We start from the raw sequence: 19,709 nt of genomic DNA on the forward strand, positions 1-19,709 counted from the left end.
CGGCGGATCAGGGTCGGATAGGGCGCGGCGTCTGGTGCGGTGCATCGCAAGGCGCCGGAGCGTCCTCAGGTGGGGTCTCCCCTGCTCGAACGAAGTTGAGAGCTCGGGGAAGAAGCCGAGAGCTCGGGGAAGTGCCAGACGCCGTGACCCCGGCCATGATCCGCCGGACAGGCCCTCACGGGCAAGGACCCCGGTTGCCACGTCACTCGACCATGACGGCACTCCGGACCGGCCCGGATTTCGGGCACCCCCTTGACAGCCTCGCCACCCGTTGTGCAATCTTCCGTTAAGCAGAAACTAACTTCCGCAATACGGAAGGAGCGCCGAACCCATCATGGGCTACCCGGACCAGCGCTTCAATGTGAACCTTTCGATCCTCTTCACGGAACTCCCGCTCCTGGAGCGTCCCGCGGCTGCTGCCGCGGCGGGCTTCACGGCGGTCGAGCTGTGGTGGCCCTGGATCGAAACCCCCACCCCCGAGCAGGCCGAGCTCGACGCCCTGAAGAGGGCGCTCGACGAGGCCGGCACCCAGTTGGTGGGGTTGAACTTCTACGCGGGGCAGCTGCCCGGCCCGGACCGCGGCGCACTTTCCGTGCCCGGTACGGAGTCGGAACGCTTCCGCGCCAATATCGAGGTGGTGGCCGACTTCGCCGCCGCGGTCGGCTGCAAGGCGCTCAACGCGCTGTACGGCAACCGCGCCGACGGCGTGGACCCGGCCGCACAGGACGAACTCGCCCTGGAGAACCTGGTCCTGGCCGCCCGCGCGGCCGACCGGATCGGGGCGGTCCTCCTGATCGAGACCCTGAACAAGCCGGAGTCGCCGCGCTACCCGCTGGTGAGCGCACCGGCCGGTATCGAGGTCGTCGACAAGGTCAACGCGGCAACGGGTCTCGGGAACGCCAAGTTCCTCCTCGACCTGTACCACCTGTCCATGAACGGCGAGGACCTCAGCCAGGTGATCAAGACGTACGCCACGAAGACCGGCCACGTCCAGATCGCCGACAACCCGGGGCGCGGCGCGCCCGGCACCGGCTCGCTCCCTCTGGAGCAGCTCCTCGACGAGCTGACCGGGGCCGGTTACGACGGCTGGGTCGGCCTGGAGTACAAGCCGGGCGACCGGCCGAGCGCCGAGTCGTTCGCATGGCTCCCGGCAGAGGCCCGGGCGGCCCGCTGAGGGGCGACCGACTCCCCCTCGTACACCCGCTTTTCAGGAAGGCACCCTCATGAGCAACAACCTCCCCAAGGTCGCGTGGATCGGGCTCGGCATCATGGGCTCCCCCATGTCCGAGAACCTGGTGAAGGCCGGTTACGACGTCACCGGTTACACCCTGGAACAGGACAAGGTCGACCGGCTGGTCGCGGCGGGCGGCAAGGGTGCGTCCTCGATCGCCGATGCGGTCAAGGACGCCGATGTCGTCATCACGATGGTGCCCGCGTCCCCGCACGTCGAGGCCATCGCCTACGGACCCGAGGGCATCCTGGAGAACGCCAGGGCCGGCGCCCTGCTGATCGACATGTCCTCGATCACCCCGCAGACCTCCGTGGACCTCGCGAAGACCGCCAAGGACAAGGGCATCCGCGTCCTGGACGCCCCGGTGTCCGGCGGCGAGGCCGGTGCCATCGAGGCGGTACTGTCGATCATGGTCGGCGGCGAGCAGGCCGACTTCGACGCCGCGCAGCCGATCCTCCAGGCGCTGGGCAAGACCATCGTGCTCTGCGGGCCGCACGGCTCGGGCCAGACGGTGAAGGCGGCCAACCAGCTGATCGTCGCCGTCAACATCCAGGCATGCGCCGAGGCCGTGGTCTTCCTGGAGAAGTCCGGCGTCGACCTCGCCGCCGCGCTCGACGTCCTCAACGGCGGACTGGCCGGCTCCACGGTACTGACCCGCAAGAAGGACAACTTCCTCAAGCGGGACTTCGCGCCGGGCTTCCGGATCGATCTGCACCACAAGGACATGGGCATCGTCACGGACGCCGCCCGCAATGTCGGTGCCGCGCTGCCCGTCGGCGCCGTCGTGGCCCAGCTGGTCGCGTCCCTGCGTGCGCAGGGCGACGGCGGCCTGGACCACTCGGCCCTGCTGCGCGCCGTCGAGCGCCTCTCCGGCTCCCAGGTCTGACACCCCGGCCCTGGAAACAGGGCCCCCTGAACTCCGGGTCGCGGTGGCGCTGACACCTGTCCTGTCGCGCCCAGGCGTCACCGCGATCCGGAACCACACACTTCAAATTCAACAAACTGTTGACGCGCCGTTCCTGGCGAATCTACGCTCCTCAAGCCGTCAGCAGCTCCAGCATGGAAGGTCATCCCGCCACATGGCTAAGCGTGTCCTTACGACCGAGTCAGGCGCTCCGGTCGCCGACAACCAGAACTCCGCCACCGCCGGCGTCGGTGGGCCGATCCTCCTTCAGGACCAGCACCTGCTGGAGAAGCTCGCCCGCTTCAACCGTGAGCGCATCCCGGAGCGCGTGGTCCACGCCCGCGGTTCCGGTGCCTACGGCTACTTCGAGGTGACGGACGACGTCACCGGCTTCACCAGCGCCGACTTCCTCTCCGAAGTGGGTCGCCGTACCGAGACGTTCATTCGTTTCTCGACGGTCGCCGACTCACTCGGTGGTGCCGACGCCGTACGCGACCCGCGCGGCTTCGCCCTCAAGTTCTATACGGACGAGGGCAATTACGACCTGGTCGGCAACAACACCCCGGTGTTCTTCATCAAGGACCCGATCAAGTTCCCCGACTTCATCCACTCGCAGAAGCGCGACCCGTTCACGGGCAAGCAGGAGCCGGACAACGTCTGGGACTTCTGGGCGCACGCCCCCGAGGCGACGCACCAGGTGACCTGGCTGATGGGCGACCGCGGCATCCCCGCCTCGTACCGCCACATGAACGGCTACGGCTCGCACACGTACCAGTGGACGAACGCGCAGGGCGAGGCCTTCTTCGTCAAGTACCACTTCAAGACGAACCAGGGCGTCCGTTCGCTCTCCGGCGAGCAGGCCGCGGAGCTCGTGGGCAAGGACGCCAACTCGCACCAGACGGACCTGCTCCAGGCCATCGAGCGCGGGGTGAACCCGTCCTGGACCCTGCACGTGCAGGTCATGCCGGCCGCGGAGGCCGCGGACTACCGCTTCAACCCGTTCGACCTCACCAAGGTGTGGCCGCACAGCGACTATCCGCTCCAGCGGGTGGGCCGGCTGGTCCTGGACCGCAACCCGGACAACGTGTTCGCCGAGGTCGAGCAGGCGGCGTTCTCCCCGAACAACTTCGTGCCCGGCATCGGTCCTTCGCCGGACAAGATGCTCCAGGGCCGGCTGTTCGCCTACGCGGACGCGCACCGGTACCGCCTGGGCGTCAACCACACCCAGCTGCCGGTGAACGCCCCCAAGGCGGCGCCCGCTGACAACTACGGGCGGGACGGTCTGATGGCCACCCGTAACGGCTCGCGCCACGACAAGAACTACGAGCCCAACTCGTACGCGGGTCCGGCGCAGACCGACGCGGCGCTCGCGGCCCCGCTCGCCATCCATGGCTGGACCGGCACGCACGAGGCGCCCGCCCACACCAAGGACGACGACTTCTTCCAGGCGGGTGAGCTGTACCGGCTCATGTCCGAGGACGAGAAGGGCCGTCTGATCGCCAATATCGCGGGAGGCCTGTCCCAGGTCACGCGCGACGACGTGATCGAGAAGAACCTCGCCCACTTCCACGCCGCCGACGCCGAGTACGGCAAGCGCGTGGAGAAGGCCGTCCGCGCCCTGCGCGAGGACTGAGACCGACCGGTCGTTGGGGGGTGGGAGAAGGAGCGGGGGCTGGTGCGTGCAGCTGCAAGGCGGAGGATCGAGTCAACGCGATGGGGTCTCCCCTGCTCGAGCGAAGCCGAGAGCTTGGGGAAGTTGATGATTGACGACAACGCGGCAGATGCACGTGCCAGACCCCGCGACGCCGCCCCCCAATGACCGGTCGGTCTGTGCCTCCACCCCATGAGCCCTGCCCGTGCCCGTGTACCCGGATGAGGGGTTGTACGCGGCAAGGGCAGGACGAGGCCGCGGCGGCTGCGCGATGCCAGTGCGGTGGTAAAGGTTCGGGTGCGAGTCCGCTGACCTGAAGCGGGCGTCGTGTGCCGGGCCGATCGCCGCCGCCGCGGCCCCTGTTCGCCCGTTGCCGGGGCGCGGAGTACGGATACGGTCCCGTACTCCGCGCCCCTTTTCTGTGTCCTCAAGCGCCGGACGGGCTGGGGGGCGGCCAGCACCATCAAGCCCGTCCGGCGATTGAGGACATCGTTGAGGGCAACGCAGCGGCCCCCTCCCAGGGATTCCCGGGAGGGGGCCGCTCACGTTCAACCGGTCAGGACACCGTCAGCGCGCGGATCGCCGTCGGCGCGTGGCCCGGCTCCGTCGCGACGTCCTCGAACTCGTTGACCGACGCGATATCCGTACCGCTCATCGCGATGTTCGTGACCCGCTCCAGGATCGCCTCGACCACCACCGGCACCCGGAACTCCGCGGCCAGCTTCTTCGCCTCTTCGAACGCCGGCAGCAGCTGGTCCGGCTCCGTGACCCGGATCGCCTTGCAGCCCAGGCCCTCGACGACCTTGACGTGGTCCACGCCGTAGACGCCCAGCTCCGGCGAGTTGATGTTCTCGAACTCCAGGTTGACCTGGAAGTCGATGTCGAAGTTGCGCTGCGCCTGCCGGATGAGCCCCAGGTAGGAGTTGTTCACCAGGACATGGACGTACGGGATGTTGTGCTGCGCGCCGACCGCCAGCTCCTCCATCATGAACTGGAAGTCGTAGTCGCCCGACAGCGCGACGACCTGGCCCTCCGGGTCCGCGGTGGCGACACCCAGCGCGGCCGGGAGCGTCCAGCCGAGCGGGCCGGCCTGGCCGCAGTTGATCCAGTGGCGGGGCCTGAACACGTGCAGCATCTGCGCGCCCGCGATCTGCGAGAGGCCGATGGTCGTGACGTACCGGGTCTCGGGCCCGAACGCCCGGTTCATCTCCTCGTACACGCGCTGCGGCTTCAGCGGCACGTTGTCGAAGTGCGTACGGCGCTGAAGCGTGGCCTTGCGCTCCTGCGTGGACGCGGCCCAGACCGAGCGGTCCTTCAGCCTGCCGGCCGCCTTCAGCTCGCGCGCCACCTCGACGAAGAGTTCCAGCGCCGCCTTCGCGTCGGACGCGATACCGAGGTCCGGGGCGAAGATCTTGCCCAGCTGGGTGGGCTCGATGTCGACGTGGACGAACGTACGGCCCTTCGTGTAGACGTCCAGCTTGCCGGTGTGCCGGTTGGCCCAGCGGTTGCCGATGCCGAGGACGAAGTCGGACTCCAGGAAGTTCGCGTTGCCGTAGCGGTGCGAGGTCTGGAGGCCGACCATGCCCGCGTTGAGCTCGTGGTCGTCGGCGATGATGCCCCAGCCCATCAGGGTCGGGACGACCGGGACGCCGGTCAGCTCCGCGAACTCCACCAGGAGCTCGGAGGCGTCGGCGTTGATGATGCCGCCGCCGGCGACGAGCAGCGGACGCTCGGACGCGTTGAGCATCTCGATCGCGCGCTCGATCTGCTTGCGGGAGGCGGCGGGCTTGTTGACCGGCAGCGGCTCGTACAGCTCGGGGTCGAACTCGATCTCGGTGAGCTGCACATCGATCGGCAGGTCGATGAGGACGGGACCCGGACGGCCGGAGCGCATCAGCTGGAACGCCTGCTGGAAGACGCCGGGGACCTGCGCGGCCTCCAGGACGGTCGTCGCCGCCTTGGTGACCGGCTTGGCGATCGACGCGATGTCGACGGCCTGGAAGTCCTCCTTGTGGAGCACCGCGGTCGGGGCCTGGCCGGTGATGCAGAGGATCGGGATCGAGTCGGCGATGGCGGAGTACAGACCGGTGATCATGTCGGTGCCCGCGGGCCCCGACGTACCGATGCAGACGCCGATGTTCCCCGCGGCGGCGCGGGTGTAGCCCTCGGCCATGTGGGACGCGCCCTCGACGTGCCGGGCGAGGGTGTGGTGCACCCCGCCGGACGCCTTGAGGGCGGCGTAGAACGGGTTGATCGCCGCACCCGGCACGCCGAACGCGTTCGTAACGCCCTCGCGCTTGAGGATCTCAACTGCCGCTCGGGCAGCGGTCATACGACTCATTGAGTGCTCCTGCTCGGATTTGGTGGAGTCGGGCTCTTCGCGCCACCTGAGAGCACCAATTCCGTATTACGGAAGTTTAGTTCTGCTATACGGAATCAATCTAAAGTGTGCCCGGACCGCAGTCAAGGGAGGCAACTGCGCGAAGTCACCCCCGGAAACCTCGCTCTTGGTGGACCATGGGAGTACGGAGAGCAGCAGGGGGACCGGAGGGGGAGACCGTCGTGGAGTCCGTGCCGGTGCGCTGCCCGGTCTGCCGTCGCGATCACGCGTACATCACGCCGGTCTATCCGTGCCCGTGCGGCGCCCCGACCGCCCCGCAACTGCTGCGCGGCGCTGCGGCGGAGCCGATCACCCACCGCACGTGGAACGACGACTGGGTGACCGTGCGGTGTGCCGGCTGCGGGCGCCGTGACCAGTGGCCGCACCCGGAGCTGTGCTGCCCGTGCGGGACCGTGCTCCGTATACCGGTCCGTCCGCCGGCGGCACGCACCCCTCCCTCGACCGGCCCGTCGCACATTCCGCTGCCGCGCACGGTCGCGCACCCGCGCCCCGCGTTCCGGCCGATGACGATCCGCACCGCCCGGGACGCGGTCGCCGCAGCCGCGCTCTATCTGTCCTGGCTGGGCTACCGCGAGGTGGTACAGGCCCGGGAGCGCCCCTCGTCCCGGATAGACATACGCGCCGCCGGGCTGATCGCGCAGGTGGACTCCATCACCACCCCGACCGTCCTGCGCGACGTCGAGTGCCTCTGGCTGAACGCGCTGAACACCTCGGTCGCCGGAGTCTTCTTCTCGCTCGCCGGATACGCGCCGGACGCGAGGCAGCGCGCGGACGGCCTCGCGCTCCCCCTGTTCGTCATGGACCTCACCGGCGCGCCGCAGCCGGTGAACAGCCCGGCGGACGAACTGATCAGCACCGGGGCCTGAATCCGGACCGGCAGCCGAATCCGGCCGCTCCCCGGGCGAACGGTTCCCCGTCACCGGGACCTCTCGCCATACTGAGGCCATGCGTATCCGCCCCGCCCGGCGCTCCGAACTGCCCCTCCTCCAGGACATCGAACGCGCCGCAGGCGAACCCTTCCGCGCCCTCGGCATGTCGGCCGTCGCGGACGACGATCCGCCCCCGCTCGGCCTGCTGGAGAGCTACCGACGGGCCGGCCGCTCCTGGGTGGCCGCGGAATCCCTGACCTCCGCCGCCTCCGCCACCTCCGCCGCCGAGCAACCGCTCGGCTATCTGATCGCCGACCCGGTCGACGACGCGGCACACATTGAGCAGGTGTCGGTCGCGCCCACGGCTGCGCGCCGCGGCATCGGCCGCGCCCTCATCGACCACCTCGCGCACTGGGCGGAGGCCCAGGACCTGCGGGCCCTCACGCTGACCACGTTCACCGAGGTCCCATGGAACGCTCCCTACTACAGCCGTCTCGGCTTCCGGACGCTCACGGAGAACGAGCTCACCGACGGTTTGCGCGCCATCCGGTCCCTGGAAACGGAACACGGACTGGACCGGTGGCCTCGGGTGTGCATGCGGCGGGAGCTCTGAACCGCCGCCGGGCGGGGCATGGACGATAAACAGTCACGTCCGTCACAACGGGCCCATATGTTCGGTGCGTTGTCAGTGGTGGGACATAGAGTGAGTACATGGCCTTAACTCCTCGGCTCTCACGCCCGTTCAGTCCCCCGCACACCACGCCCGCCGCGCAGCCGACGACCTCGCCCGCCGCCGAGGCGAACGAGGCGATACGCGCGCTGGTGGACGCGCGGGCCGGAGAGAACTGGTCGTCCGTGGAGTCCGCGGCGTACGAGGTGCTGCTGATCGAGTGGGCGGCGGCGACACGAGGCCTCGGCTCCGACATCATCGAGGCCGCCTGATCCCGCCCGCGCGGACAAGGCGGCCCCTGTGAAGCCCTACACGCCGTAGGTCTCCCGCAGCTCGATCTTCCGGACCTTCCCGCTGACGGTCATCGGGAAGGCGTCCAGGATCTCCAGCCGCCGCGGGATCTTGTAGTGCGCGAGCCGCTCCCGGCAGTAGGCGCTGACGTCCTCGAGGGTCGGCGGATCGGCCGGGTCCCGGGGGATGACGCAGGCCAGGATCTCCTCGCCGTACGTGGCGTCCGGCACGCCCACCACCTGTACGTCGGCGATCTTCGGATGACCGTAGAGGAACTCCTCGATCTCCCGCGGATACACGTTCTCCCCACCCCGGATGATCATGTCCTTTATCCGGCCGACGATCCGGACGTAGCCGTCCTCCCTCATCGCGGCGAGGTCACCGGTGTGCATCCAGCGGCCGGCGTCGATCACCTCGGCCGTCCGGTCGGTCTGCTCCCAGTAGCCGAGCATCACGCTGTAGCCACGGGTGCACAGTTCGCCCGACTCGCCGCGCTTCAGGGTCACACCCGTCACCAGGTCGATCACCTTCACCTCGATGTGCGGCATCACCCGGCCGACCGTGCCCGTGCGGCGTTCCAGATCGTCGTCGCGGCGGGTCTGGGTGGAGACGGGCGAGGTCTCCGTCATCCCGTAACAGATGGACACCTCTTCCATGTGCATCTCGGCGACGACCTGCTTCATCACCTCCACCGGGCAGGGAGATCCGGCCATGATGCCGGTGCGCAGCGAGGAGAGGTCGTACGAGGCGAAGTCGGGGAGATTCAACTCCGCGATGAACATGGTCGGCACGCCGTACAGCGAGGTGCAGCGCTCCTGCTGGACAGCGGCGAGCACCGCCGCGGGCTCGAAGGCGGGCGCGGGAATCACGATGCAGGCCCCGTGCGAGGTGATCGCGAGGTTCCCCATCACCATGCCGAAGCAGTGGTAGAACGGCACGGGCAGACAGACCCGGTCCTCTTCCGTGTAGGCAATCAACTCGCCGACGAAATAACCGTTGTTGAGGATGTTGTGGTGGGAGAGCGTGGCACCCTTCGGGAAGCCCGTGGTGCCCGAGGTGTACTGGATGTTGATCGGGTCGTCGCAGGACAACTCGACTTCCCGGGCCTCCAGTTGCTGGGAAGTGACGGCTCCCGCACCGGCTGTCAGCTCGCCCCACGACGGGTCGCCGATGTAGTGGACCGCGCGCAGCGAGGGGCAGTCGGCGCGGACCTGGCCGACGAGGGCCCGGTAGTCGCTCGTGCGGTGGGAGAGCGAGGCGACCAGGAGCGAGATCCCCGCCTGGTTGATCACGTACTCCAGCTCGTGCGCCCGGTAGGCCGGGTTGATGTTGACCATGATCGCACCGATGCGGGCCGTGGCGTACTGGACGAGCACCCACTCCGGGCAGTTGACGGCCCAGATGCCGACCCGGTCGCCCTTGGCCACGCCCGCCGCCATCAGTCCGCGGGCCAGCTCGTCCACGTCGGCGCCGAACGCCGCGTACGTCCAGCGCCGGCCGGAGGCCACATCGACCAGTGCCTCGCGTTCCGTGAAGGCACCGACCGCCCGGTCGAGGCTGGCGCCGATGGTGTCGCCGAGGAGCGGCGTGGTTCCGGTGCCATGTGCGTACGACAGTTCGTTCACCGCAGGTCCCCCTCGTCGAACTCGGTGCCCGTCCCCTGAGCGGTGCGCTCACGGAGCTCGATCCGACGGATCTTGCCCGAGACGGTCTTCGGCAGCTCGGCGAACTCCAGTCGCCGGATGCGCTTGTACGGGGCGAGAACCGCCCGGGAGTGCGCGAACAGCACCTTCGCGGTGTCGGGTCCGGGTTCCCAGCCCTCCGCGAGAACGATGTACGCCTTCGGCACGGCGAGCCGGACCGGGTCGGGGGCGGGCACGACGGCGGCCTCGGCGACCGCCTCGTGCTCCAGCAGGGCGCTCTCCAGCTCGAACGGGGAGATCTTGTAGTCGGACGCCTTGAAGACGTCGTCGGCGCGGCCGACGTAGGTGATGTAGCCGTCCTCGTCGCGGGCGCCGATGTCGCCGGTCCGGTAGTAACCGCCCGCCATGGCCTCGGCCGTGCGCTCCGGGTCTCCGTGGTAGCCGGTCATCAGGCCGACCGGGGCGGCCGACAGATCGAGGGAGATCTCGCCCTCGGCCGCACCGGGTTCGCCGGAGACCGGGTCGAGGAGTACGACCTCGAAGCCGGGGCTGGGGCGGCCCATCGAGCCGGCCTTCAGCAGCTGGCCGGGGGTGTTGGCGACCTGGACCGCCGTCTCCGTCTGCCCGAAGCCGTCGCGGATGGTGACGCCCCATTCCCGCCGGACGGTCTCGATGACCTCCGGGTTGAGCGGTTCACCGGCCGCGACCACCTCGCGCGGCGGTGTCTTGAGCTGCGAGAGGTCGGCCTGGATGAGCATCCGCCACACGGTGGGCGGAGCGCAGAAGCTGGTCACTCCCGAACGGTCCATCTCCGCCATCAGCCGGCCCGCGTCGAAGCGGGTGTAGTTGAAGATGAAGACGGTGGCCTCCGCCGTCCACGGCGCGAACAGGTTCGACCAGGCGTGCTTGGCCCAGCCGGGCGAGGAGATGTTGAGGTGGACGTCGCCGGGCTTGAGCCCGATCCAGTACATCGTCGACAAGTGGCCCACGGGGTACGAGACATGGGTGTGCTCGACGAGCTTGGGCCGGGCCGTGGTGCCCGAAGTGAAGTAGAGCATCAGCGGTTCGTCAGCTTCGGTCCTGCGGTCCGGCTCGAAGCTCGCGGGGTACTCGTCCGCGTCGCTGTAGGAGAGCCAGCCGTCGGCCTCGCCGTCCACCGCGATCCGGGTGTAGTCGCCGGGCACCTCGTCGAACTTCGGTGCGTCCGCGGCCCGGACGAGGACATGGCGGACCCGGCCGCGCTCGACGCGGTCACGCAGATCGGCGGGGCCCAGGAGCGGGGTGGCGGGGATGAGGACGGCACGCAGCTTCATCGCGGCGAGGGCCGTCTCCCACAGCTCGGCCTGGTTGCCGAGCATGACGAGGATGCGGTCGCCCTCGCGCACCCCCTGGGCCTTCAGCCAGTTCGCGGCCCGGTTGGACCGGGCGGACATCTGCGCGAAGGAGACCTCGGTGCGGCGGCCGTCCTCCTCCACGATGTGCAGGGCGGTGCGGTCGTTGTTCTCGGCGATGACGTCGAACCAGTCCAGCGCCCAGTTGAAGTGCTCGGACCGGGGCCAGCTGAAGCCCTCGTACGCCCGCGCGTAGTCCTCACGGTGCTCAAGCAGAAAGTCCCGGGCAGCCCGGAACGTCTCCGTCGCGCTGGTTGCCGACATGTGCCCTCCTCATTGCGGACCGGACCGGTCACTTAACATCATGTAAACAGTGACCCAGATCTCACCACCCCCGAACGGGGGTGGAGTCGGACGGGGGTGGAGGGCTTCGGCGTGCCGGAACCGGGCGAGGCGGTCGAGATGCAGGCAGCGCTTCTGCGGCTGCGCCGTACCAGCGGGCTTCCCGTCGTCTTCGGCGGTCTGCTCCACGACGTGCGCCACGCCAGGATCGCCGAGCTGAACGGGGCGCGGACGGCCGCGCTGCGCGGTCTCGTCATCTCGGCGGGCAGCGGGCTCGGCGGCAAGGCCATCGCGCTGTCGCGGCCCTGCGCGGTGACCGACTACCCCTCGTCGCGTCACATCAGTCACGAGTACGACATGGCCGTCGCGGCGGAGGGCCTGCGCTCGGTCGTCGCGGTGCCCGTCGTCGTACGCCGGAAGGTACGCGGTGTGCTGTACGGGGCGCTGCGCGAGCCGCTCACCCTCGGGGACCGTACGTTCGCTGCGGCGGTTTCCGCGGCCCGCGATGTGGAACAGGCCCTGGTCGTACGGGACGAGGTGCAGCAGCTCCTCGCGACCACCCGGGAACAGGTGACCGATCCGGACACGCCTCCGGGTTCCTGGGAACACGTACGCGAGGCGCACCAGGAGCTGCGGGCGCTGGCGCCGAAGATCCTCGACCCGGCGCTGCGCGAGGAACTGCTCGCGGTCTGCGGGCGGCTGGCCTCGGCGACCGGTGCGCGCACACCTTCGGCCCGCCGTGTGCAGCTGGCGCCCCGTGAGGTGGATGTCATCACCTGTGTGGCGACCGGCGCGACGAACGCGGTGGCGGCGGAACGGCTCGGGCTGCGGCCCGAGACGGTGAAGGGCTATCTGCGCTCGGCGATGCGCAAACTGGGCGCGCACACACGCCTTGAGGCCGTGGTGGCGGCGCGCCGGGCGGGTCTGCTGCCGTAGACCTGACGAGTCCTAGGGCCTGTCCGGCGGATCAGGGTCGGATAGGACGCGGTGTCTGGTGCGGTGCATCGCAAGGCGCCGAAGCGTCTTAAGGTGGGGTCTCCCCTGCTCGAACGAAGTTGAGAGCTCGGGGAAGTGCCAGGCGTCGTGGCCCCGGCCATGATCCGCCGGACAGGCCCTAGTCACCGAAGTCGACGAACGAGGCGAACCGGACGTCGTACGCGGTCGCGTCCGTCATCACCGCCAGCATCCCGACGGCCTCCTCGGTGATCTCCTCGCGCTCGGCGCCGCCGAGCCGGCCGAGTGGCTGCACCGTGACCGTGGCGGTGTCCCCAAGCGTGTCCAGCCGCCAGATCGCGGCGAGGAAACCGTCGACGAGGAGGCTCCCGTACGCCTGGTTCCCCTTGCCGTTGCGCCCCTTGTACGCGGGCGGGATGACGCGGGAGCGGTCGGCGTGGCCGAGCAGCACGTTGTCGAACTCCGGCAGGAAGCGCGGCGGGGCCGGGGTGTCCGGGTCCGGGCGCGGGGCGTGGGGGAGGTCGAAGAGCTCGACGCCGTTCTCGTCACGGAAGGTGAGGAGCTGGGGCCGCAGCCGCTCGAACGCCTCGCGCAGCCGGGTCAGTCCGGCCCACACCTGCATGTCCTTCACCGAGGCGGGGCCGAAGGCCGCCAGGTAGCGCAGGACGGTCTCGTCGGGTGCGGGGACCGGCTCGGACGGGCGGCCGAGCCAGTGCTCGGCGGTCGTCAGCGCGACCTGCCCACTCCGCCCCCACAGCCCGCGCGGGGTGACCTGGACGAGGGGCAGGCGGCAGCGGGCAGCGACCGACAGGGCCTGCGGATCGGCGTCCGGCCAGTGGCCGAGCAGGGTCTCGCGCAGCTCCTTCATCGTGCGCGGGCGCTCCTCGACGAGCTCCTTGCTGATCTCCGCGAGCCGGTCGAGGTCCACGCCGACGAGCCCGGCCCGGAACAGCTTCAGTTCCCGCTCGCGCGAGGCCTGGACGAGGGGGCGCAGGGTGAGTGCGTCGTCCGCGGTGTGGGTGTGGATGGTGGAGCGGAGGGTGACGATCCGGACCACCTCCCGGGACTCCATCAGCGTGGAGAGCTGATCGGGACGGAAGCCGTCGAGGCGGGCGTGGAGCTGGTAGTACGGGGGCTTGGTGTTCTGCGCCTGGAGCCCGAGAAGATGCCCGACCGCCTCCTTCGCCCGCACGGTGCTGCGGCGCAGGAGCAACTGGCGTTCCAGGGTGGCGCGGTTGAGTGCGCGGCTGGAGAGTACGGGAGCGTTCGTCTTCGCGGCCATGTACGGCACGCTACGCGGCATTGCGGACACCTTCTGTCCGTAACCCGCATACGTCACAGGGCTTCCCGGATCAGGGACGCCCCCGTGCCGGAACCTCCTCGCCCGGCGGGACCGGCCCCGGTGCGGTGCCGCCGCCGAACGGGCGGCCGCCCAGCTCCTCCCGGTGGTGCGGGGCCGTCCAGCCGGACGGATCGGGGCCGAGGGGCACGATGCCCGTGGGGTTGATGCCGGTGTGCACCCGGTAGTAGTGCTGCTTGATGTGGTCGAAGTCGACCGTGTCGCCGAATCCGGGTGTCTGGTAGAGGTCGCGGGCGTAGGCCCACAGGACGGGGTCCTCGGAGAGCTTCGAGCGGTTGCACTTGAAGTGGCCGTGGTAGACGGCGTCGAAGCGCACCAGCGTGGTGAACAGCCGGATGTCCGCCTCCGTGATCGTGTCACCGACCAGATAGCGCCGGTCCGCGAGGCGCTCCGACACCACGTCGAGGCGGCGGAACACATCGGCGTACGCGGACTCGTACTCGTCCTGACCGCTGGCGAACCCGGCCCGGTAGACCCCGTTGTTGACGTCGCGGTAGATGCCCTCCATGACCGCGTCGATCTCCTCGCGGAGTGGTTCGGGATAGAGGTCGGGGGCGCCTTCCCTGTGCAGTGCGGACCACTCGGTGGCGAAGTCCAGCGTGATCCGCTTGTAGTCGTTGGTGACGAGCCGGCCACTCGGTACGTCCACGATCGCGGGCACGCTGACCCCGCCGGGGTAGTCGCGCTCCCGTGCGTCGTATGCCTCGCTCAGGTAGCGGATGCCGAGGACCGGGTCCTTGCCGTCCTCGTCCAGGGTGAAGCGCCAGCTGCGGTCGTCCTGGACGGGGTCGGCGACGGCGAGCGACACGGCGTTCTCCAGGCCCAGCAGGCGCCGTGACACCAGGGCACGGCTCGCCCAGGGGCAGGCGCGGCTGACGACCAGCCGGTAGCGGCCCGCCTCCACCGGCCAGCCGTCCCTCCCGTCGGCCGTGATGCGGTCCGCGAAGTGGCTGCGGGACCGTTTGAAGGGCTTGCGGCCGTACGAGGCGTTCCCGTCGGGTTCCCTGCCCGCGGACTCGCTCGGTTCGTTGGTCATGCCTCGCTTCTCCCTGCATCGACGGACTCCCGCGCACGATTCCTGCCCCGCCGGGCGGTCCCCACATCGGCGAGGGCGACGATCAGGCCCGCCAGGACGAAGGCGACCGAGACGATGAGCCCGTGGTCGTACGCGGTGGCCCAGCCGTCGGGGCCCACCTGGGCGAAGAACACCGAGCCCACCGCGGCGATGCCGATCGCGGACCCGACGCGCTGGCCGGTCTGGAGCGTGCCCCCGGCGCTGCCCCCCGTGGCCACCGGCACTTCGGAGAGGGTGAGGGTCTGATTGGGTGAGATGACCAGGCCGCTGCCGAGGCCGGCCAGCAGCAGCGGTCCGGCCATCGCCCATCCCGCGGCCGTCCCGGGCACCAGGTGCACGGCGAGGGCGGTGGCCGCGAGGCCCACCGCCACCGTGGCGAGACCGACGACGACGAGGGGCCGTCCGTACTGGCCTACCAGTCGGCCGCCGATGGTCGCGGCGACACCCGAGCCCAGCGCGAACGGGGTGATGGCGAGCCCCGCCTGGAGGGCGGTGTAGTGCTGGCCCACCTGCAGGTAGAGCGTGGTGATGAAGAAGATCGAGGTGAATCCCGCGAAGTACAGCAGGCTCAGCAGACAGCCCAGCCAGTAGGACCGCAGCTGGAAGAGCGAGAGATCCAGGACCGGTCGTGTGGAGCCCTCGCCGCACCTGGACTCCCAGCCGACGAACGCGGCGAGCAGCACCGCGGCCAGGACGAGGAGCAGCCATTTGCCGTTGCCGGGCCACTGCTGGGCCTGGACGAAGGGCAGCAGCAGGGCCAGTACGCCCCCGCCGAGCAGCAGTACGCCGACCGGATCGAGGTCACGCGGCCGGACCCGGGTCGCCGTCGGGGTGTCCGGGAGCAGCCGCCGGGCCAGCAGGAGGCAGACGATACCGAGCGGCAGATTGACGTAGAACACCCAGCGCCAGCCCTCCGCCGCCCCTGCCACCTCGATCAGCAGGCCGCCGAGGAGCGGGCCGACGGCCGTCGAGATGGCGACCACGGTGCCGAACATGCCGAAGGCCCGGCCCCGCTCGCGCCCGGAGAACATCTGCTGGATCAGCGCGGAGATCTGCGGCGAGATCAGCCCGCCCGCGGCGCCCTGGACCAGTCGGGCGATCACCAGCCAGAGGCTGGACTGGGCCGCGCCGCAGGCGGCGGACGCCAGCGTGAACAGGGCCAGCCCCGCCATGAACACCACCCGCCGCCCCCGGGCGTCGCCGAGGCGTCCCGCGGGGATGAGAAAGAGGCCGAACGCGAGCGCGTAGCCGGACAGCACCCACTGGAGATCGGACTCGGGGGTGTCGAGGCCCTCCTTGATGGACGGCAGCGCCACATTGACGATGGACACGTCCAGCAGGGTCATGAAACCGGCCACCAGACAGACGCCCAGCGCCTGCCAGCGGCGGGGGTCGGGGACGCCGGAACCAGCCGTATCGGCACCGGGGCCGGAGCCCATTCCCCGGTGCGCCGCGCTCTCTGCCATGTCTCGCACCCTAGAGCCCCCGCCGCTGTCCGGCGGCTTGTGCGACCCGAATCCCGCACCCCAGGGGGTCGAACACTTCTACGATGCGCGGAATTAACCTCTGATGCCTTGTCACGCCCGTTCTACGCGCATAGCTTTTGCTCTCACTACACAGTTGGGGGCTCCACACGTGCACATATCCAGACACGGTTCCGCTCTGCTCGCGGGCGCCGTCGCCGTCACCCTCTCGGTGACCGCTCTGCCTGCCGCCTTCGCGGCCCCGTCCCCGACAGCCGTGATCTCCGAGGTCTACGGCGGCGGGGGCAACTCGGGTGCGACGCTCACCCGCGACTTCATCGAACTGGCCAACGCCGGGTCCGCGCCGTACGGCCTTTCGGGCTTCAGCGTCCAGTACCTTCCGGCCACTCCGTCCGCCGGTTCGCTGTGGCAGGTCTCCCCGCTCACCGGGTCCATCGCGCCCGGCGGCCGCTACCTCGTCGCTCAGGCCGCCGGCACCGGCGGCACCGTGGCGCTGCCGACTGCGGACGCCACGGGCACGGTCGCGATGTCCGCCTCCGGAGGCGCCGTCGCGCTCGTCTCCGGCACCACTCCCCTGACCTGCAAGACGGCTGCCGACTGCGCCGTCGACACCAGGATCGTGGACCTCGTCGGCTACGGCACCGCCGTCGTACGCGAGGGCAGCCCGGTGACCGGCGCCTCCGCCACCGCCTCCGTGGCGCGCGGCACGGCCCTCGCCGACACCGACGACAACGCCGCGGACCTCGCGGCCGGCACGCCCACCCCGGTCAACGCGGCGGGCGAGACGTCCGGCGGAACGGACCCCGGCCCCGGCGACCCCGGCAACCCGACCGAGCCCGGCACCGTACGGGTGCACGACATCCAGGGCGCGACCCGGCTGTCGCCGCTCGCCGGGCAGACGGTGACCGGCGTCCCCGGCGTCGTCACCGCCGTACGGACCTCCGGCTCGCGCGGCTTCTGGATTCAGGACACCGCTCCGGACGCCGACGCCCGTACCGGCGAAGGACTGTTCGTCTACACCGGCGGCTCCGCACCCACTGTCGCCGTGGGCGACTCCGTGCTGGTCAGCGGAAAGGTGGCCGAGTACTACCCGGCGGCCACCACCCAGTCGCTCACCCAGCTCACCGCCCCGAAGACCACCGTGCTGTCCTCGGGCAACGCGCTGCCCGCGCCGGTCGTCCTCGACGCGGCCTCCGTGCCGGGCGCCTACGCGCCCACGGCGAACGGCGGCTCGATCGAAGCGCTGCCCCTCGACCCGACGACGTACGCCCTCGACCTGTACGAGTCGCTCGAAGGCACCCGGGTCCGCATCGCCGACACCCGTATCACCGGGGCGACCACCTCGTACGACGAGATCTGGGTGACGGTCAAGCCCGAGGAGCAGCCGACCGCGCGCGGCGGAACGCTCTACTCCTCGTACACCGACCAGAACACCGGTCGTATCAAGGTGCTGTCGCTCGACGCCGCACAGCCCATTCCGGTCGCGGACGTGGGCGATGTGCTGTCCGGCGCCACCACCGGTGTCATGGACTACGCGTCCTTCGGCGGCTACAACCTCCAGGCCACCGAGCTCGGCACGCTCACCGACAACAACCTGCGGCGCGAGGTCACCCGACCGCAGCGCGGCAACGAGCTGGCCGTGGCCACGTACAACGTGGAGAACCTGGACGCGCTCGACGACCAGGCGAAGTTCGACACGCTCGCCGCGGGTGTCGCCGTCAGCCTCTCCTCGCCCGACGTGGTGTCGCTGGAGGAGATCCAGGACGACAACGGTGCCGTCAAGGACGGCACGGTCGGCTCCGACGCGACGCTGAAGCGGTTTACCGACGCGATCGTCGCGGCGGGCGGCCCGCAGTACGCGTGGCGTTACATCGCCCCCGAGGACGGCCAGGACGGCGGCGAACCGGGTGGCAACATCCGTAACGTCTTCCTCTTCAACCCCGAGCGGGTCAGCTTCGTGGACCGTGCGGGCGGTGACGCGACCACCCCCGTGACGGTGGTGGACACGAAGAAGGGCCCCAAACTCTCGGTGTCGCCCGGGCGGATCACCCCGGCGAGCAGTGCGTGGGAGGACAGCCGCAAGCCGCTGGTCGGTGAATTCCGCTTCCACGGCAAGCCGGTCTTCGTCATCGCCAACCACTTCACGTCCAAGGGCGGCGACCAGCCTCTGCACGGCCGCAACCAGGAGCCGGTGCGCAGTTCCGAGACCAAGCGTGTGCAGCAGGCCGCGGAGGTCAACACCTTCGTCAAGTCGCTGCTGGCCGCGGACAAGTCGGCGCGTGTGGTGACCCTCGGGGACCTCAACGACTTCGCGTTCTCAGCGACGATGGACACGCTGACGGACGGTGGGGTGCTCAAGCCGCTCATCACGACGCTGCCCGCGAGCGAGCAGTACAGCTACGTGTTCGACGGCAACTCGCAGACGCTGGACCACATTCTGACCAGCCCTGCCGTGACCTGCTTCGACTACGACGTGGTGCACATCAACGCCGAGTTCGCCGACCAGGCGAGCGACCACGACCCGCAGATTGTCCGGATGCAGGTCAACAAGCGCTGATCCCAGGGCAGTTGTCACCCGGCCGCGCGCGACACCGCCATGTCGCGCGCGGCCCGGTCCTGGTGCGGGAGGACCGCCGGGCGGTCCTGTTCCAGCGGCTGGTCGGTGAAGAAGCGGGTGACGAGCCCGGCGACGTCGTCGGGCCGTTCCAGGACCACCCAGTGGTCGGACCGGTCGATCGTGAGGAAACGGCTGCCCTCGATCGTCGTGGCGAACGCCCGCTGTCGTTCGGGCGAGGTCACCGTGTCGTGCTCCCCCGCGAAGACCAGCGCGGGCACCCCGGACAGCCCGCCGGAGAAGTCCGGCCGGTCCCCCAGCGCCCGGCGCAGGGTCTCCGGGGCGTACGGCGAGTGGGTGAGCGCGTGCAGGAAGGAGCGCCGGACATAGCGCCTGGCGAGCTCCCTGCGGTGCACCGGGCGCTCCGGATCGAGGCACATCAGACCGTCGGCCGCGAGCCGCGCGAACCCTTCGGTGTCCCCCTCGGCCAGCCGCTCCGATGCCCGCCGCCAGTAAGCGCTCTGGGTCTCCCCGATATGCGCGGGGACGCCGCCGAGTACCAGCCTGGCGATGCGGCCCGGGTTGCGCTGCGCGCACCCGAAGGCGATCCCGGCGCCGTACGAGAAGCCGAAGAGGTTCACCCTCGGCGCGTCCAGGCTGTCGATGATCCCGGTCACCGCGTCGATCAGGGTGTCCGCCGCCGGGCCGGGCGGCAGGGGGTCCGCCGTGGCCATGCCGGGCAGGTCGGCGGTGACGACGTCGGCGAAGGGGCCCAGATGGTCGTCCATCTGCGGCCAGCCGAACATGCCCTGGAGCGCCCCGCCCAGCACGATGACGGGTTCGGTGCCCGGTCCGCCGTCCGGGGTGGTGCGCGGCAGGACGCGGTAGCCGTAGCGGAGCCCGTTCACCGACAGGGACCGGATGATCTCCTCGGACATGGTGGGTGTTC

The 19,709-nt window shown here is 70.0% G+C and carries 15 protein-coding genes; 8 read left to right on the forward strand and 7 right to left on the reverse strand.

Annotated features, from left to right (window positions below):
- Positions 1–334 precede the first annotated feature (334 nt).
- The 3 genes from ACFT7S_RS00765 (at position 335) to ACFT7S_RS00775 (ending at position 3,768) form a co-directional block, all read left to right on the forward strand.
- The gene (locus ACFT7S_RS00765; RefSeq protein ID WP_382725123.1) at positions 335–1,174 is read left to right on the forward strand and encodes a TIM barrel protein; all 840 of its coding nucleotides are present in this window, start codon (positions 335–337) and stop codon (positions 1,172–1,174) included.
- A 49-nt stretch (positions 1,175–1,223) separates the two neighbouring features.
- Complete coding sequence (locus ACFT7S_RS00770; protein WP_382725125.1) at positions 1,224–2,117, forward strand: 2-hydroxy-3-oxopropionate reductase; 894 nt, start codon at positions 1,224–1,226, stop codon at positions 2,115–2,117.
- A 193-nt stretch (positions 2,118–2,310) separates the two neighbouring features.
- Positions 2,311–3,768: a catalase gene (locus ACFT7S_RS00775; RefSeq protein ID WP_382725127.1), complete on the forward strand. Its 1,458-nt coding sequence runs from the start codon at positions 2,311–2,313 to the stop codon at positions 3,766–3,768.
- A gap of 574 nt (positions 3,769–4,342) precedes the next feature.
- Here ACFT7S_RS00775 and gcl read toward each other — a convergent pair.
- Positions 4,343–6,127 (reverse strand): glyoxylate carboligase, encoded by a 1,785-nt coding sequence (gcl, locus tag ACFT7S_RS00780; protein ID WP_382725129.1) that lies wholly within the window; start codon positions 6,125–6,127, stop codon positions 4,343–4,345.
- Positions 6,128–6,348: 221 nt separating this feature from the next.
- On the opposite strand from gcl, the gene ACFT7S_RS00785 reads away from it, so the two are divergent.
- The 3 genes from ACFT7S_RS00785 (at position 6,349) to ACFT7S_RS00795 (ending at position 7,998) form a co-directional block, all read left to right on the forward strand.
- A complete protein-coding gene (locus ACFT7S_RS00785) occupies positions 6,349–7,053 on the forward strand; it encodes a hypothetical protein (RefSeq protein ID WP_382725131.1) in 705 nt (234 codons plus the stop codon).
- Between the two features lie 79 nt (positions 7,054–7,132).
- The gene (locus ACFT7S_RS00790; protein WP_382725133.1) at positions 7,133–7,669 is read left to right on the forward strand and encodes a GNAT family N-acetyltransferase; all 537 of its coding nucleotides are present in this window, start codon (positions 7,133–7,135) and stop codon (positions 7,667–7,669) included.
- Positions 7,670–7,767: 98 nt separating this feature from the next.
- A complete protein-coding gene (locus ACFT7S_RS00795; protein ID WP_382725135.1) occupies positions 7,768–7,998 on the forward strand; it encodes a hypothetical protein in 231 nt (76 codons plus the stop codon).
- 36 nt (positions 7,999–8,034) lie between these two features.
- On the opposite strand, the gene ACFT7S_RS00800 is transcribed toward ACFT7S_RS00795, so the two are convergent.
- The gene (locus ACFT7S_RS00800; RefSeq protein WP_382725137.1) at positions 8,035–9,642 is read right to left on the reverse strand and encodes an AMP-binding protein; all 1,608 of its coding nucleotides are present in this window, start codon (positions 9,640–9,642) and stop codon (positions 8,035–8,037) included.
- Complete coding sequence (locus ACFT7S_RS00805) at positions 9,639–11,315, reverse strand: AMP-binding protein (RefSeq protein WP_382725139.1); 1,677 nt, start codon at positions 11,313–11,315, stop codon at positions 9,639–9,641. Before ACFT7S_RS00805 ends, ACFT7S_RS00800 begins: the two co-directional genes overlap by 4 nt.
- A gap of 111 nt (positions 11,316–11,426) precedes the next feature.
- On the opposite strand from ACFT7S_RS00805, the gene ACFT7S_RS00810 reads away from it, so the two are divergent.
- Positions 11,427–12,269, forward strand: coding sequence for a response regulator transcription factor (locus ACFT7S_RS00810; RefSeq protein ID WP_382725141.1), 843 nt, complete (start codon positions 11,427–11,429; stop codon positions 12,267–12,269).
- 178 nt (positions 12,270–12,447) lie between these two features.
- On the opposite strand, the gene ACFT7S_RS00815 is transcribed toward ACFT7S_RS00810, so the two are convergent.
- The 3 genes from ACFT7S_RS00815 to ACFT7S_RS00825 all read right to left on the reverse strand — a co-directional run bounded on the left by ACFT7S_RS00815 (position 12,448) and on the right by ACFT7S_RS00825 (position 16,188).
- Positions 12,448–13,569, reverse strand: a complete 1,122-nt coding sequence (locus tag ACFT7S_RS00815; protein ID WP_382725874.1) for a winged helix DNA-binding domain-containing protein — start codon at positions 13,567–13,569, stop codon at positions 12,448–12,450.
- Positions 13,570–13,639: 70 nt separating this feature from the next.
- Complete coding sequence (locus ACFT7S_RS00820; protein WP_382725142.1) at positions 13,640–14,683, reverse strand: glutathione S-transferase family protein; 1,044 nt, start codon at positions 14,681–14,683, stop codon at positions 13,640–13,642.
- Positions 14,680–16,188: an MFS transporter gene (locus ACFT7S_RS00825; RefSeq protein WP_382725144.1), complete on the reverse strand. Its 1,509-nt coding sequence runs from the start codon at positions 16,186–16,188 to the stop codon at positions 14,680–14,682. The genes ACFT7S_RS00820 and ACFT7S_RS00825 overlap by 4 nt, the downstream gene beginning before the upstream one ends.
- 169 nt (positions 16,189–16,357) lie before the next feature.
- Between ACFT7S_RS00825 and ACFT7S_RS00830 the strand changes: the two genes are divergently transcribed.
- On the forward strand, positions 16,358–18,763 hold the full coding sequence (locus tag ACFT7S_RS00830; protein WP_382725146.1) for an endonuclease/exonuclease/phosphatase family protein: 2,406 nt from the start codon (positions 16,358–16,360) through the stop codon (positions 18,761–18,763).
- Between the two features lie 14 nt (positions 18,764–18,777).
- Here the strand turns inward: ACFT7S_RS00830 and ACFT7S_RS00835 are convergent, their stop codons facing one another.
- The gene (locus ACFT7S_RS00835; protein ID WP_382725147.1) at positions 18,778–19,698 is read right to left on the reverse strand and encodes an alpha/beta fold hydrolase; all 921 of its coding nucleotides are present in this window, start codon (positions 19,696–19,698) and stop codon (positions 18,778–18,780) included.
- Positions 19,699–19,709: the final 11 nt, after the last annotated feature.

The organism is Streptomyces sp. NPDC057136 (genome assembly GCF_042670885.1).
Taxonomy (GTDB): Bacteria; Actinomycetota; Actinomycetes; order Streptomycetales; family Streptomycetaceae; genus Streptomyces.